Here is a 16,020-nt window from a genome sequence, read left to right as displayed (position 1 = left end):
TATTTTACCTCTATTTTTAAAAATATGATAACAAATAAAATAAAAATTTACATTATATTTAATTTTACACCTTTAATAATGTTAATGTGATAAAATAGTTTGATGTTTATCTTGATTTATTGTGGATTTTTGAAAGATTGGTTTTAAGAATTTGGTATCTTAGGAGTTGGATGTAAGGATTGCTATGGAAGAACCTATCAAAACGTACGAAATGCCAGAGATAACCAATAAAAGGCCATTTCAAATTTATGAGGTACAAGGGAAAACCATACAGAACAGAACCTATCCTCATGAGACTGATAGGCCCCATCGGCATAAATATTATGAAATATGTGTTTTTGTAAATGGTGCTGGAAAGCATGAGATAGATTTCAATGACCATTCCATTCATTCACAAAGTGTTCATTTCCTTTCACCAGGGCAGGTGCATAAAATTAGTAGAGAGAATGATTATCATGGATATTTAATGGTTTTTTCCAGAGAGTTTTATTCCTTAGATACCAAGAATGAAGAGTTTCTTTTTCAACTTCCTTATTTTAATAACCCAACTTTGGTTCCTATTCTCAACTTAAATTCAGTTGATTTCAAGGACATTACCGATTTGATAGAGGCGATTAGCAAAGAATACAAACAATGGAACAGTTTTACTACTGACATTTTAAATAATTACCTCCAGATTTTTCTAATTAAATGTAAGCAGTATTACTTAAGGTATTTTGCTGATAAAAAAAATACACTTGATCCAGATTTTGCCCTTGTCCAACAGTTTAATGCATTGCTTGAACATAAGTTTAGGCAAGTGCATCAGGTTCAGGATTTTGCAGAAATGATGCACCTTGCACCCAGTATTCTAAACAAACATGTTAAGAAAATCACAGGTATGACCGCTGGAGAGGTCATTTTGGAGCGTTTGATGCTTCAAGCCAAGAGGTATCTTATCTATACGGATCTTTCAAATAAGGAAATTGCCTATCAGTTGAATTACCAAGATCCCTCTTATTTCAGTAGGATTTTCAAGAAAAAAACAGGTGTTTCTCCCTCTGAGTTTAGGTCGCTAGAAAACGAAAAGTACCAGCATTAGATTGAATTATGCTTTTATATTTGATAAAATTTAAAATACCTTTAACTTCTTAAACAAAAAGTGCATGGTTTGACAACCTAAAATTCAGACAATAATTCTGAATTTTAAGGATGAAAATCTCAAATCCAAAATAAACTTAAACCCATTAAATTTATGATTGCAATTGATTCTGAAATTCAAGCTAAAGATCTCAAATCCGGCTTGGATAAATTTTGGCAACTCTCTGCTGAGAAAATCTCCGCAATTGAAAAGGAATATCCCCAAAATCAAGGTTCACCGGTTTTTACCGTAGATGGGAAATATGCAACCAGAGGATGGACTGAATGGACGCAGGGCTTTCAATTTGGTTCGTCCATATTACAGTTTGATGCAACAGGTGAGAAAAGTTTCCTAGAAAAAGGAAAACTAAAAACGCATCAATACATGGCCCCACATATCAGCCACACAGGCGTTCACGATCATGGCTTCAATAATGTCAGTACCTACGGCAACCTATTGAGGTTAATGGTGGAAGAGAAAATCCCCTATGTAGAATGGGAAAAAAATTACTACGAGTTGGCATTGAAAATTTCAGGTGCTGTACAAGCCAGTAGATGGTCTCCTATTAAAGATGGTGGATACATGTATTCCTTTAATGGACCACATTCACTATTTGTGGACACCATTCGTACTGTCAGAATTCTAATGTTGAGTCATAGCCTGGGGCACGTGCTACAGGAAGAAAATGACAAAAAAGTAAACCTATTAGTAAGAGGCTTGCAACATGCGAAAGCTACTGCAGATTACGCTGTCTATTATGGAGAAGGTAGAGACCGCTATGACCTATGGGGACGAACTGCCCATGAGAGTGTCTTCAACACCAATGACGGCAACTACCGCTGTCCAAATTCTCAGCAGGGCTATACAGGGTTCTCTACATGGACGCGTGGATTGGCTTGGGCAATGTGTGGTTTTGCAGAAGAGTTAGAATACCTTGAGACTTTATCAGACACTTCTCTTAAAGCCTTTGGTGATCCTGCAGAAATAAAAGCTTTTATGTTGAAAGCCGCTACCGCATCCTGTGACTTCTACATCGAGCATACGCCAACAGATGGTATCCCTTACTGGGACACGGGAGCACCTAATTTGCATAAATTAGGTGATTACTTGTCTCGTCCAGCTGACCCATATAATGATTTTGAACCGGTTGATAGTTCTGCGGCAGCCATTGGTGCACAAGGGTTGTTAAGACTTGGCCATTATCTTAAGAAAAAGGGTGATTCAGAAAAAGGAGATAAGTATTGGAAAGCAGGGCTTACCGTATTAAAAACTTTATTAGGCGAACCGTATCTTAGCACAGATAAAAACCATCAGGGATTAATCTTACACTCTATTTACCATGAGCCAAATGGATGGGACAATGTACCTGCTGGACAAAAAGTTGCTTGCAATGAATCCAGCATGTGGGGAGATTATCATGCCAGAGAATTGGCCTTATATGTTCAAAGAATCATAGATAAGGATACTTATTATACTTTCTTCAACTGTCTATCATGAGCGTAGAACCAATAAAAGACCTTAGCAAGCTCTGTATACATACCATCACAACAAAGCCATGGAGCTTAGAAGAATCCGCTGAAAACTACGAAAGAGTAGGGGTAAAGGGCATTTCTGTTTGGCGTCAATACCTAGGTGGTAGAGACATTGCAGCTTCGGGTCATAGGTTAAGGAGTCATGGATTAGAAATTGTATCCTTGGTAAGGGGAGGGTTTTTCCCTTCCGTTTCTCAGAAGACCCGAGACCAGGCCATTCAGGACAACTATGTTGCCATAGAAGAAGCAGCCGCGCTAGGTGCTCCAATGATCGTATTGGTTTGTGGTGCAGATCCTGGCCAGTCTTTGGTCAAATCACGTGAGCAAATCAGAGAGGGCATCGAAAAAGTATTGCCCTTTGCCATTGAACATGGGGTAAAGCTTGCCATTGAACCTTTGCATCCTATGTATGCTGACACCAGGTCTGCGGTCAATACCATGCGTCAGGCCAATGAAATGGCGGAGGCCATAGGTTCTGATCATGTGGGAGTAGCGGCTGATGTATATCACCTTTGGTGGGATCCTGATTTGAGAGAGGAACTGCTAAGGTGTGGTCGAAATGAAAATCTTTATGCTTTTCATATTTGTGACTGGATGTGCCCAACGGTAGATTTTCTAAATGACAGAGGCTTGATGGGAGAAGGATGTATCGATATCCCTACCATTAGAGGATGGGCCGAGGAAGCAGGATTTTCTGGGTTTAATGAAGTGGAAATTTTTTCTGACAGGCATTGGGCTGGAGATCAGAAGGCGTTTTTGGACAAGATTGTAGAAAGTTATTATAAGAGTTAAAAAAAATAAAAATGGAACACAAGGTAGGAATAATCATGAACGGTGTCACCGGAAGGATGGGTACCAATCAACATTTGATGCGTAGCATCGCAGAAATTATCAAACAAGGTGGCGTAAAATTAGACAATGGGGATACCATTATGCCCGACCCGGTTTTGGTAGGAAGAAATGAAGCAAAATTGAAAGCTTTAAGCAAGCGTTCTGGTGTAGCCAAATACACTACGGATTTGGATAGTGTCATGAATGATGACCAGTACAGCGTTTACTTTGATGCCCAAACTACTGGTAGAAGAGCAGAAGCGGTTAAGCAGGCAGTAAAAGCAGGCAAGCATATTTATTGTGAAAAACCAGTGGCAGTAGATACTGCAACAGCTTTGGAATTACATGAGATTTGTAAAGAAGCAGGTGTTAAAAATGGCGTAGTACAGGATAAATTATGGTTGCCTGGTTTAAGGAAACTTCAAAGACTAATTGAAAACGGATTCTTCGGAGAGATTCTTTCTGTAAGAGGTGAGTTTGGCTATTGGGTATTTGAAGGACAATCTATACCTGCTCAAAGACCATCTTGGAACTACCGTAAAGAAGATGATGGTGGAATCATTGTAGACATGTTATGTCATTGGAGATATGTTTTGGACAATATTTTCGGCAAAGTGAAAGCGGTATCTTGTTTGGGAGCCACGCATATTAAGGAACGTGTTGACGAGCAAGGGAAACCTTACAAATGTACTGCAGATGATGCTGCTTATGCCACATTTGAATTAGAAGGGGGCGTAATTGCCCAGTTTAATTCTTCATGGACTGTAAGGGTTAGAAGAGATGATCTACTAACGGTACAAGTGGATGGTACCAAAGGTTCTGCAGTTGCGGGTCTTAGAGAGTGCTATATCCAGCATTATGGCAATACGCCAAAGCCAGTTTGGAATCCAGATATCGCTCAACCTATTGAATTTTATGAGGGCTGGTCTAAAGTGCCTGAGCAAGAGCCTATGGACAATGCTTTTAAAGTACAGTGGGAATTGTTTTTAAAACATATTGTGACTGATTCTCCTTTCCCTTGGGACATGATGGAAGGTGCTAAAGGTGTTCAATTAGCAGAAAAAGGCTTAGAAAGCTGGGAACAAAGAGCCTGGTTGGATATCCCTGAACTATAAAAAATAAACCCATGAAAAGAGTAGCCTTAGTCACTGGGGGATCCCGAGGAATAGGATTAGGTATAGCAAAATGCCTGGCCAAGCAAGGTTTTGACTTGGCCATCAATGGCATGCGTAAGGAAGAGGATACCCTCTCCAGCCTTGAAGAATTGAAGGCTTTGGGAGCAGATGTGCTTTATTGCCGAGGAGATGTTGGGAGTGCTGAAGAAAGACAGGGGATTATGGATAAGATCAAATCCCATTATGGTCGATTGAATGTTTTGGTCAACAATGCAGGTGTAGCACCCAAAGAGCGAAAAGACATTTTGGAAGCCACTGAAGAGAGCTTTGATTATGTGTTGAAAACCAACCTTAACTCAGCTTATTTTCTCTCTCAATTGGCAGCAAACTGGATGATTGAACAGAAAGGAAAAGGAGCCGATTTTGTTGGTTCCATCATCAATGTCTCTTCAATTTCTGCAACAGTGGCCTCAGTAAATCGAGGTGAATACTGTGTAGCCAAAGCTGGAATGAGTATGGCCACCCAATTGTTTGCAGTAAGGCTTGGGGAATATAACATCCCTGTATTTGAAGTTAGACCAGGAGTGATTGCAACAGATATGACCTCGGGTGTAAAAGAGAAATATGACAAATTGATCGGTGAAGGATTAATGGTTCAACCAAGATGGGGCTTACCTGAAGACGTAGGTCTGGCGGTAACAGCTTTAGCTAAGGGTGATTTCCCTTATTCCACAGGTCAGGTGATCATGGTGGATGGTGGCTTGACGCTTCCTCGACTTTAAAATTTTACCAAATGGCCGGTATTTATTCCGGCCATTTGGCCTTTTAAATAAAATTTTGTTCAGAGTCAACCAACAATTGTATATTGTCAATTAAAGATACTAAACCCAATTCAAATGGAAAAAAAGAAGTTATACTGGAAAATTTGTTGTTTTGCAGCCATTATTTTATGCATCATAACTTATACCCCCCTAATCATTCCTCAAGGAGTGTCTAAACCAATGCTGGCAGGAATTCCTTACAGCCTTTGGACGAGTTTTATTATTACAGTGCTATTGGTGGTCATTACCTTTATTGGTACCAGGGTTCATCCAGGCATGCAAAATGAGGAGGACGATTTATGATTTTCTGGGTTTGGGTTTTTGGTCTGATTTACGCAGGCCTTTTGGTTTTTGCTTCTCTCAAGTCTTATAAGAAAGGGAGATCTTCTGAAGAATTTATGATGGCAGGCGGTAATATTGGCCTGTCTTTGGGGGTGCTGACCTTTGCTGCAGCACTTTTTAGCACCTTTACTTTCTTGGGAATGCCTGACTTCTTCCGAATTAACGGTATAGGCGCATGGATTTTCCTAGCGATTTCGGATGGTGCTATGGTATTTGTATTGCTTTGGTTTGGTTACGAAATTCGTAAAAAAGTCAGGGGAATGGAATTTAGAGGAGTTTCAGGGTTAATTTCACGTTGTTATGAAAACAAATTGGCAGGCTATACCTTCTTTCTAAGTGCCTTTTTGTTTTTGATTCCTTATGTAGGGATTCAAATTCAAGGAATTGCCATATTCATGGATGCTGCATTTCCTGAATCTTTACCAGCCTGGGGTTGGTCTTTAGGTATCGTGTTAATCATGCTGACCTATAGTGAGATAGGTGGCTTAAAGGCGATTATCTTCAGTGATGCCATTCAAGGAGTACTATTGCTAGCGGTAATTTGGATCATTGGATGGGTTTGCCTTGACCACTTTGGTGGCATAGGACCAATGTTTGAAAAAGTAGGTTCAGTGAAAGAAGAATTACTTTCCACGCCAGGGCCTAAGGGATTGCTAACGCCTCAGTTTTTGCTTGCTTCCTTAATTGCCATTTTAATGATTCCTGTCACCCAACCTCAATTTACTACAAGGATTGTGGTGATGAAAAGCATGAACACGATGAAATTGATGGCAGTATCATTGGGCGCATTTGCTATCTTGGTGATCATTCCAACTATTTTTATTGGTATGTATGGCGCTGATCTGTATGGGGAGTATAGCAGTCAAGAGTTCTTTGCCATGGCATTCCTAAATGACCAACATGAAGCCATTGCTGCCCTTGCCATTATTGGTTTGATAGCAGCAGGTTTGTCCACTACCAATGCAATGATTTTTGCAATGGGCTCTGAATTGAGGGGATTGCTTACAGGTACTGAAAAAGTGATCATGAAGCGTACAAAAATTGGGATTTTCGTTTTCTCAACCATTGCTTTTATCTTCTCAATAATCGTTTTCGATCAGTTGGTACTGCTAGCAAGGGTGAGCTTTGCAGGTACAGGTATCATGGGGCCAATGATTTTACTAGGCATTTTAAGTGATAGAAAGATTTCTCCCGCGATGATCTATATCTCTTTAAGTGGTTTGGCAGTATTTTTATTGTCTTTAGGAGGAGTTATTCCAAGCATGTATTTTGGGTATAGACTAGACTTATTGTTATTTATTATTCACGGAATTTCTGCTGTAGTAAGTTACTTGAGCAGTGAAAAACGCATGGTTTCTGAAACTAAAGTCAATGAATAATAGGACTGTTTTGGAGTTTTGATTGCTTAACAGTGATCAGGAATAATCATTATTACGCCCCTGTTTTGCGAGAAAACAGGGGCGTAATTGTTTTTGGGCTTAATCTTAAGGCTCAAGGTTTAAATTTTCACAAAAATCAATTAATATTCACCCATTTTTCGCTACTGTCAGATTCAAAAATGGCTTGTAAAACCTTGGTGTTGGCTTTGGTGTTTTCCAAGGTGACAGGCACCTCGGTATCTTCAATAATAGCCTTGGAAAAATCAATCGCTTGTGCTGTGTATTGATTACTCACCGGAAGCACAATCTTCTCTGCGTTGTCTTTAGAAAAGTCCCCCTCATGGATAAATATTTCATTCGGTTGATCCGAAGGTGCATTGAAAGGAATCCTTACTTCCAAGATTTTTTTATCCCCAAAGAAGAGCATCCGCTGATAAGCAGTCAACTGCGTGCTAATGGTGAAGGTCATTTGGATTTCATTAAAATCTAATAGAACGGAACCTAATTTATCGGTCCGGAACTGAGGATCAAATTCTAGCATTGAGACCAATCTACCTGGCTCTTTGTCTAGCACAAACCTGGAAGTGAATACAGGATAGCAGCCGATGTCCCAAACGCCTCCGCCTCCCATTTCTTCGATATTTCTGATATTGCCTTTGTCATCATTAAAATAACTAAAAAAGCCCTGAACCGCTTTTATCTTACCCAAATAACCACTTCGCACGAGTTCTCTGGCTTTCAACCACTGAGGGTTTGAAGCTACCATAAAAGCCTCACCTACTTTTACATTGAATTTGTCCCTGGCATCGATTAGCCCATCTATTTCCTCATTATTCAATGCAAATGGTTTCTCACATAGCACATGCTTCCCTGCCTCAATACACTTAAGTGTATAGGGCACATGCATGTCATTTGGTAGTGGGTTATAAATGACGTCAATTTCAGGGTCGTTGATAAGTTCCTCATAGGAGCCATAAGCTTTAGGAATCCCAAGGCTTTTTGCTGTTTCCTTAGCTCGGTCCAAGTCTCTGGAAGCGATGCCATATACCTCATACAAATCACTATTTGCCATTGCAGGAATGACCTTTTCCCTGGCGATTTTGGCAGTACTAAGTACGCCCCACTTTAGCTTTTTTTTCATTGGTGTTCGAGTTTAAAGAAAATATAAAATTATTAGTCGCGTACCCTAGGGAACTTTTACTTAAGCAATTTAATATTATTGTCATCCAAAGCCAAAAGGAAAGGGGCTTCTTTCTGCCACGTACTTAATAGAATCTATTTTAGTTTATTGCTATTTTTAAAAGTTACAAGGCCTTAAAAAGGGCACATAGAATATTGATTTCAATCGAAATAGACTACTAATTGGACGGAGTCAGTCATTCTTTTTCTCCATTTTGAAGATTTATTAGGTGAGAACAAGTCATTTCTATCAGCAGAAATTTGATTTTTTTGTAATAAATGTTTAAATATGTGAATAATAATAATAAATCAAAACTACGAGTTGGCACATTAATTATTCGTTAATAGCTATCTCCTTGGAAAATAAGTTTTCAAGCTTTTTATTCAGGAATTTCTCTACATTTGTGCTATAAATTAGCGATTCAAAATCGAACAAATGTCGCGCTGATATATATAGCACTTAAAGAATCATTTAAGATTATTTTTATTTTTCCCCTCCATAAAGGTTTCACGATCCATGGAGGGGTTTTTTGTGTAATAGCAATAATGAAAGTTTTTAAAAACTCATTTTATCGAAAAATACAAACCCATGAAAATTGAACACATTGCTTTTAATGTAAAACATCCCTTAGACGTTTCAGATTGGTATGAAGAACATTTGGGTATGACAGTGGTAAAAAAAATGACTACCTCGCCCTACATGACCTTTTTGGCGGACGACAGTGGGAAAACAATGATAGAATTGTACAACAACCCTGATGCTGAAATTTTGGATTATGCCAATTTACATCCATTAATGGTGCACTTGGCTTTTGTATCTGAAAATCCAGAAGAGGAAAAGGAAAGAATGCAAAAAGCAGGAGCTGTCCTAATAAGTGACGACACTTTAGAAGATGGTACCCGATTATTAATGATGAGAGACCCATGGGGACTTGCTATTCAGTTCTGCAAAAGAGCACACCCTATGCTGAAATAATTCGTATTTACAGTAGAACCTTTGTCATTAATTTGTAAGTGCATCGAGCAGAACGTTATCCTGGATAAAAATTTCACTAAATTAATAGTGGAACTGATTCTTAAGTAATCCTCATGTATTAAATCAAAGAATAATCTGTTTTTTCCCTTTTTTAAAGGGAACGATGATTTTCAAGTAATCTGGCTGGCATTATTTTAGAATAGTGCCAGCTTTTTTTGACCTGCATTACAAAAGTATCCGCTGCCATTATTTTTTACTGCGCCAAATGGATTGAAGACATCATTCTTAACCCTGCTCTATTTTCTTTCGGTTTTCTCGCTACTTATAATTCAATCTGAACTAGACATTAGCGTAGCCCGTAATTAAAAATAATATTTTTTCACTTTTTCAGGACAGAATATAAAAAGCTATCGTAAGGACTACGAACCCCCAATTAATTATTGAAATGAAAAGTAAATTATTGTTTCTACCGGACGTGTTATTGCTATTGTTTATCTGTATTGCCTGCGAGCGTCATGAATTAAGCCATGATCAAGGTGGAACGAATGGTGCAAAAGTAATTTCCACCATAAAAATGAAAAAAAATACCTTCACAAGTGATAAAGATAAGAATGAAACGAGTTGGGAATCCATAAAAGATAACCTTACCGAACATTTTAATGGCCTAAATGCAAAAGTATTCAAAGACTAGTTGGTGATTTTTTTATTCTTCTTTTTAATAAAGGTAAGTGTTCGGCGCTTACCTTTTTTTGTTTCAATAGCCTTAGTATTTGACCATTCATGATATCTTATATTTGAATTAAAGGCGTTTTTAATTACTTTGTTTCGTAATTAGTTTGATTGGGCAAAAATTGAGTATGATCGGCCGGAAAAAAGCAATAGTTTACATATTAACATCCACGTTTATTTTAGGGTTATTATGGTGGATAGTACGGGTAGTTCCTTTGGAAAATAAACATAAGTTTTTGCCAGAGGTATTGCTCGGAGAAAGGGTCGATTTCAATCAAGAGATTAGGCCAATCATCAATAATAAATGCATAGCATGCCATGGAGGAGTGAAGCGTTCGGGTGGTTTTAGTTTGTTGTTTGAGGAAGAAGCAATGGAGGTCAATGAGTCAGGAAAAAGAGCCATTGTACCTGGGAATGTAAACAAAAGTGAGTTGATTCAACGGATATCGCATAAGGATCCGGAATACCGCATGCCATTGGAATCCACTCCACTTACTGAGGAAGAAATAGCCTTGTTCTCTCGATGGATTAATCAGGGAGCGCAGTGGGATGATCACTGGGCCTATAAGGCGCCTGAGAAACAAACTGTTCCTGAAACCGAAAATGAATGGGTCAGGAACGATATAGACCGTTTTGTCCATGCAAAATTAGTAGAAAAACAGCTTAGCCCTAATCCCACTTCCGACAAACAATCACTACTGCGAAGGCTTAGTCTTGACATTACAGGTCTACCTCCGACTATAACGGAAATGCAGGAATTTGTCAATGACGGCTCTGATAATGCTTACGAAAAAGTAGTGGACAGCTTATTGGCTTCACCTGCATATGGGGAGCGTTGGGCTGCCATGTGGATGGACTTGGCAAGGTATGCTGATTCGAAAGGATATGAAGCAGATAGGCCAAGAGAAATCTGGAAATACAGAGATTGGTTGATCAATGCTTTCAATGATAACCTTCCTTATGATCAATTTGTGATTACCCAGTTAGCAGGAGATTTAAAACCAGCCCCAACAGATCAGGATTTAATTGCGACAGCCTTTCATCGCAATACAATGAACAATGATGAAGGGGGGACGGACAATGAAGAATTTCGGGTGGCAGCTGTGCTGGATCGGGTCAATACTACATGGACGGTTTTGCAAGGTACTACAATGGAATGTGTGCAGTGCCACAGCCATCCCTATGATCCGATCAGACACGAAGACTTTTTCCGAAGTCTGGCCTTTTTTAATCAAACAGCAGATGCTGATGTCCCCAGCGAGGCACCCGTGCTACTTACCTATAAAGAGGATGAGGACCTGGAAAAGTTGGAGCTAATAAAAAACTGGGCCAATGAGCATGGAACAGCTTCAAGAAAAGGGCACTATTATGATCGCTTGCTGAGGTTGGGCGTTCCCAAAATATATGCACACTATTTTTACCAAATGGACAAAGGCCTACCTATTCAAGGAACAGCTACATTTAAGGTAGATCAGGAAGTTTATTCATTCACGGAGGATTTACCGTTTGATGGAGAGGATAAATTGGTGTTTAAGGCGAGAACAAATGGAAATGAAGGTAAGATTTCTTTTCATTTGGACAGTATCAATGGACAGCAAATTGGAGAATGGAAGGTAAAAGCCAAATTTAAAAAAGAATACGATGAGGAAGAGAAAAAGGAAGTAACCCATTACCTCAATGAGGTCATCTCCGTGCCTATTAAAGTAGTAAATGGAGTTCATGACCTTTTCATGGTTTGGGAGGGGAAGAAGGATGTAGAACAGACGAGTACCTTTGAATGGTTAATGCTTCATCATGGCCTTCCTGCAGAAGGAAATGAAAAATACCCGGAAGTGAAAGAAGCAATGTATGCGCTATTTAATTCTGATAATGAAGTAGATGCTACACCCGTAATGGTTGATCTACCAAATAATCTTCAGAGAGTATCTAGGGTATTTGAGAAGGGGAGCTGGATGGTGCCAGGAGAAGAAGTAGAAGTAGGCGTACCGGATATTTGGAATGCTTTCAATGATTATTCTAAAGACCGAATGGGCATGGCCAAGTGGTTGTTTGATGAGGAGAACCCGCTTACTTCCCGTGTGATGGTCAATAGAATATGGGAGCAGTTTTTTGGAAGAGGTATAGTTTCCTCTATGGAGGACTTTGGTTCACAAGGTTTTGCACCTACCCATCCAGAGCTGCTTGATTGGCTGGCGATTAAATTTAGCGATGATTTTAAATGGGACATAAAGAAATTGATGAAAGAGATTGTCATGTCAGCTACCTACAGACAGTCATCTCATTTTACAAAAGAGGGTACAGAAAAAGATGCTTTAAATGAATGGTTGGCAAGAGGCCCTCGAATTAGGTTAAATGCGGAACAGGTAAGAGACCAGTCTTTGGCTGTTTCAGGTTTATTAAGTGACAAAATGTTAGGCAAAAGCGTAATGCCCGAACAGCCAGACGGTATTTGGCAGGTAGTATACAGTGGCACAAAGTGGGAGACAAGTAAAGGAAGTGAAAAATACAGAAGAGCATTGTATACTTTTTGGCGTAGGACCAGTCCGTATCCCTCCATAATCTCTTTTGATGCACCGAGTAGAGAGTTTTGCTTACCAAAAAGGATAGCGACCAATACACCGCTTCAGGCTTTGGTAACGCTAAATGATCCGGTCTACCTTGATGCGGCCATTGCTTTGGGTAGGGAGGTTCTTCATTCATCGGAAATGGGCGAAGAGGAAAGACTTTCACTACTTTATAGTAAAGCGATGATAAGAGGTATAAGTGAAGAAAAACTTGAAGCGCTGCAAAATATTTATCAACAGACAAAAAACTATTTCGACAATAGTCCGGAGGAGATTTGCAAGCTGACGGGTGAAGAGGATAAGGCCCTTGCCGTATATACAGTGATGGCAAATGTAATAATGAATTTGGACGAATTTCTGATGAAATCATGAGTAGAAGGATAGATTTAACCAATGAATACCAATACCGGGAAATGCAAAGTCGGACCAGAAGGCATTTTATCAAACAATGCACTACTGGTTTAGGGAGCATTGCTTTGGGAGGCTTATTGGGTTGCAATAGAAATGCCCCGGTAGATCCTGTGCCAGACCTGGAGACATATGTTCGCAAACAAGTACCGCATTTTGCTCCCAGTGCCAAGCGGATTATTTACCTGCACATGGCTGGAGCCCCCTCCCAATTGGAGCTTTTTGACTACAAACCGGAATTGGCAAAATTAGATGGGAAGGATTGTCCTCAGTCCCTTTTGGAAGGAAAGAAATTTGCCTTCATTCAGGGGGTTCCAAAAATGTTGGGACCTCAGGCGGAGTTTTCTCCAAGAGGGAATTCAGGCATGGTGGTATCAGACAATTTGCCCCATTTTTCAACCATAGTGGATGATGCGACCTTGATTAAAACCATGCACACAGACCAATTTAACCATGCCCCTGCGCAATTGCTTTTGCAGACTGGCTCACCTCGGTTGGGTCGGCCAAGTATGGGAAGCTGGGTTACTTATGGTCTGGGCTCTGAAAATGAGGATTTGCCGGGCTTTATGGTATTGGTATCTGGTGGCAATACGCCTGATGCAGGAAAATCTGTATGGGGAAGTGGGTTTTTGCCTTCTGTTTATCAAGGGGTCCAATGTCGGTCGGAAGGAGATCCAGTACTTTTTGTGTCCAATCCATCAGGTATAAATGGAAGCCTCCGAAAGCAGACTATTGATGCGATAAATCAAATCAATGAGAAAGAGTACAAAGAATTTGGAGACCCTGAAACCCTTACCAGAATCTCTCAATATGAAATGGCATACCGCATGCAAACTTCTGTGCCTGAAGTGATGGATATTAATGATGAACCTGATTACATTCATGAAATGTATGGGACCGATCCGGGCAAGACTTCTTTTGCCAATAATTGTCTGCTTGCAAGAAGATTGGTAGAAAAGGGGGTTCGTTTTGTACAGTTGTTTGACTGGGGTTGGGACATGCATGGTGTAGCAGAAAGAGAAGCACTAGACACTGGCCTCCCAATAAAATGCAAGCCCATAGACAAAGCCATGACTGCATTGGTTAAAGACTTGAAACAAAGAGGTTTGTTGGATGATACCCTCGTTGTTTGGGGAGGAGAGTTTGGGCGTACTCCGATGCAGGAGAATAGGGGAGGCAAAGAATGGCCATTTAAAGGCAGAGATCACCATACTGAAGCTTTCCCAGTGTGGATGGCTGGCGGTGGTGTAAAAGGTGGGTTTACCCTTGGAGAAACCGATGAAATAGGTTATTATGGCATCAAGGATAAAGTACATGTCCATGATTTGCAGGCAACAATTATGCATTTAATGGGTATGGATCATGAAAAATTCACCTATTTTGCACAAGGAAGAGATTTTAGATTGACGGACGTGTCCGGTAAAGTAGTTAGTAAAGTTATCGCATAAGTTAAATGGAGCAAGGATCAGACATTATTATTTTCTTTGGCAGGTTTCACCCCCTGTTTTTACACTTACCCATAGGGTTTTTAGCCTTAGGATTTCTTATGGAGTTGCTTTCCCGGAAGGATCAGTTTGCCCATCTGAAACCAGCGGTAGGATTTGTTTTGGCACTTGGAGCCTTATCAGCATTGGTAACAGCCGTTCTTGGTTTGATGTTGGCCCAAGCTGGTGATTATGGTGAAGACTTGCTTTTTATTCATAAGTGGTCAGGGATTTTGTTGGTGCTCTTCGCATTCGGAGCTTGGTGGTTGCACTTTAAGCGAGAAAAAAAGCCTACACTCCAAATTAAAAGGGCTTATCTAGGCACACTTTCTATAATGATGCTGCTCTTGGCTGGTGCTGGACATTATGGTGGGTCGCTGACACATGGCTCTACCTTCCTCACCCAATACATGCCTGATACCATGAAAAAGTTGGCGGGTATACCTGTGGAAGCAAAAGGCCCGAAATTAATAGAGAACCTGGATGAGGCAGTGGTGTATGTGGATATCATCCATCCTATTATGGAACAGCGGTGCAATTCCTGCCACAATGCCAGCAAGAAGAAGGGAGACCTACAGATGCATACCAAGGAAGCTCTTTTAAAAGGTGGAGAAAACGGCGCCATATTAGAACCTGGTAGTGCTGCTGAAAGTGAGATGATTAAAAGAGTTCACCTGGAAGAAAACCATGACGACCACATGCCCCCCAAAGGAAAGTCTCAGTTGACAGATGACCAGGTACTTTTGCTTGAATGGTGGATCAATGAAGGAGCCTCTTTCGATAAAAAAGTCGCCGAACTTCAGGCAGATGAGGAAGTGAAAACAGTACTGCTTACTTTATCTGATCCCAATGCCAATAAAACCGCTGTAGAGATACTATTGGCAGAAGGTACAGGCCCTTTTGACGAAGAAAAATTAAACGCTTACGTGAATGAAGGAGTTGCCATAAAACGGCTCTCCAATGAGGACAATTGGTTGCAGGTGACATTGTACAGAAAAGACTCAGTCGATGCAATACTTGGGAGGTTGGCTGAAGATTTTCCTGACCAGATTACCTGGTTGGATGTTAAAGATACCCAATTGACCGATGAAGGCTTGGTAGCTGTAGGGAAATTAAAAAACCTTACCCGATTAAGAGCTGAAAAGACAACCGTTACAGATGCAGGACTAGCACATTTGGGTGAACTGAATTTTTTAGAATCGCTTAATCTTTACGGTACTAAAATCACAGATACTGGACTTGATCACTTGTCCAAATTACCGAATTTGAGGCGCTTGTATGCTTGGGATACCCAGGTGAGCAAAGAAGGTGCTACCAAATTTATGGAGGAAGCAAGCCTAATAGAGGTCAATCTAGGGTATGAAGTCAACATGATAGATTCTCTCACAGTTGAGGTCAAACCGATTGCAGTGAGCAATTGATATGAATGCAAGTTTCATTTTTAGCAAATGTATTGAATATTTAAAAATAGCAAAAATACAAGGCCCCCAATTTAGGGTTGGTGGCCTTGTATTTTGTTGACTATGAGTTAGATATAAGT

13 protein-coding genes are annotated in these 16,020 nt (G+C 40.1%); 12 read left to right on the top strand and 1 reads right to left on the bottom strand.

Going from position 1 to position 16,020, the window contains the following annotated elements; genetic code table 11:
* Window positions 1-211 precede the first annotated feature (211 nt).
* From AAC073_RS01420 to AAC073_RS01390, 7 genes are all read left to right on the top strand, one after another.
* The gene (locus tag AAC073_RS01420; protein WP_339922046.1) at window positions 212-1,081 is read left to right on the top strand and encodes an AraC family transcriptional regulator; all 870 of its coding nucleotides are present in this window, start codon (window positions 212-214) and stop codon (window positions 1,079-1,081) included.
* A gap of 153 nt (window positions 1,082-1,234) precedes the next feature.
* Complete coding sequence (locus tag AAC073_RS01415; protein WP_339922045.1) at window positions 1,235-2,617, top strand: glycosyl hydrolase; 1,383 nt, start codon at window positions 1,235-1,237, stop codon at window positions 2,615-2,617.
* Entirely contained in the window at window positions 2,614-3,444 is an 831-nt protein-coding gene (locus AAC073_RS01410; RefSeq protein WP_339922044.1) for a sugar phosphate isomerase/epimerase family protein, read from the top strand. The genes AAC073_RS01415 and AAC073_RS01410 overlap by 4 nt, the downstream gene beginning before the upstream one ends.
* Before the next feature lie 11 nt (window positions 3,445-3,455).
* Entirely contained in the window at window positions 3,456-4,598 is a 1,143-nt protein-coding gene (locus AAC073_RS01405) for a Gfo/Idh/MocA family oxidoreductase (protein ID WP_339922043.1), read from the top strand.
* Between the two features lie 11 nt (window positions 4,599-4,609).
* A complete protein-coding gene (locus AAC073_RS01400) occupies window positions 4,610-5,380 on the top strand; it encodes a 3-ketoacyl-ACP reductase (protein WP_339922042.1) in 771 nt (256 codons plus the stop codon).
* 114 nt (window positions 5,381-5,494) lie between these two features.
* Window positions 5,495-5,722 (top strand): hypothetical protein, encoded by a 228-nt coding sequence (locus tag AAC073_RS01395; RefSeq protein WP_339922041.1) that lies wholly within the window; start codon window positions 5,495-5,497, stop codon window positions 5,720-5,722.
* Window positions 5,719-7,140, top strand: a complete 1,422-nt coding sequence (locus AAC073_RS01390; RefSeq protein WP_339922040.1) for a sodium:solute symporter family protein — start codon at window positions 5,719-5,721, stop codon at window positions 7,138-7,140. The genes AAC073_RS01395 and AAC073_RS01390 overlap by 4 nt, the downstream gene beginning before the upstream one ends.
* A 136-nt stretch (window positions 7,141-7,276) precedes the next feature.
* On the opposite strand, the gene AAC073_RS01385 is transcribed toward AAC073_RS01390, so the two are convergent.
* Window positions 7,277-8,281 (bottom strand): Gfo/Idh/MocA family oxidoreductase, encoded by a 1,005-nt coding sequence (locus AAC073_RS01385; RefSeq protein WP_339922039.1) that lies wholly within the window; start codon window positions 8,279-8,281, stop codon window positions 7,277-7,279.
* 627 nt (window positions 8,282-8,908) lie between these two features.
* Here AAC073_RS01385 and AAC073_RS01380 point away from each other — a divergent pair.
* The 5 genes from AAC073_RS01380 (at window position 8,909) to AAC073_RS01360 (ending at window position 15,901) form a co-directional block, all read left to right on the top strand.
* Window positions 8,909-9,295: a VOC family protein gene (locus tag AAC073_RS01380; protein WP_339922038.1), complete on the top strand. Its 387-nt coding sequence runs from the start codon at window positions 8,909-8,911 to the stop codon at window positions 9,293-9,295.
* Window positions 9,296-9,740: 445 nt separating this feature from the next.
* Window positions 9,741-9,986: a hypothetical protein gene (locus tag AAC073_RS01375; protein WP_339922037.1), complete on the top strand. Its 246-nt coding sequence runs from the start codon at window positions 9,741-9,743 to the stop codon at window positions 9,984-9,986.
* Between the two features lie 274 nt (window positions 9,987-10,260).
* The gene (locus tag AAC073_RS01370) at window positions 10,261-12,960 is read left to right on the top strand and encodes a DUF1553 domain-containing protein (protein ID WP_339922036.1); all 2,700 of its coding nucleotides are present in this window, start codon (window positions 10,261-10,263) and stop codon (window positions 12,958-12,960) included.
* Window positions 12,957-14,444: a DUF1501 domain-containing protein gene (locus AAC073_RS01365; protein WP_339922035.1), complete on the top strand. Its 1,488-nt coding sequence runs from the start codon at window positions 12,957-12,959 to the stop codon at window positions 14,442-14,444. The genes AAC073_RS01370 and AAC073_RS01365 overlap by 4 nt, the downstream gene beginning before the upstream one ends.
* A gap of 5 nt (window positions 14,445-14,449) precedes the next feature.
* On the top strand, window positions 14,450-15,901 hold the full coding sequence (locus AAC073_RS01360; protein ID WP_339922034.1) for a c-type cytochrome domain-containing protein: 1,452 nt from the start codon (window positions 14,450-14,452) through the stop codon (window positions 15,899-15,901).
* The last annotated feature ends 119 nt before the right edge of the window (window positions 15,902-16,020 follow it).

This window comes from uncultured Cyclobacterium sp., assembly GCF_963977555.1.
Lineage (GTDB): Bacteria > Bacteroidota > Bacteroidia > Cytophagales > Cyclobacteriaceae > Cyclobacterium.
The sequence above is the reverse complement of the archived record's forward strand: the minus strand, read 5'-3'. Positions and strand labels throughout refer to the sequence as shown.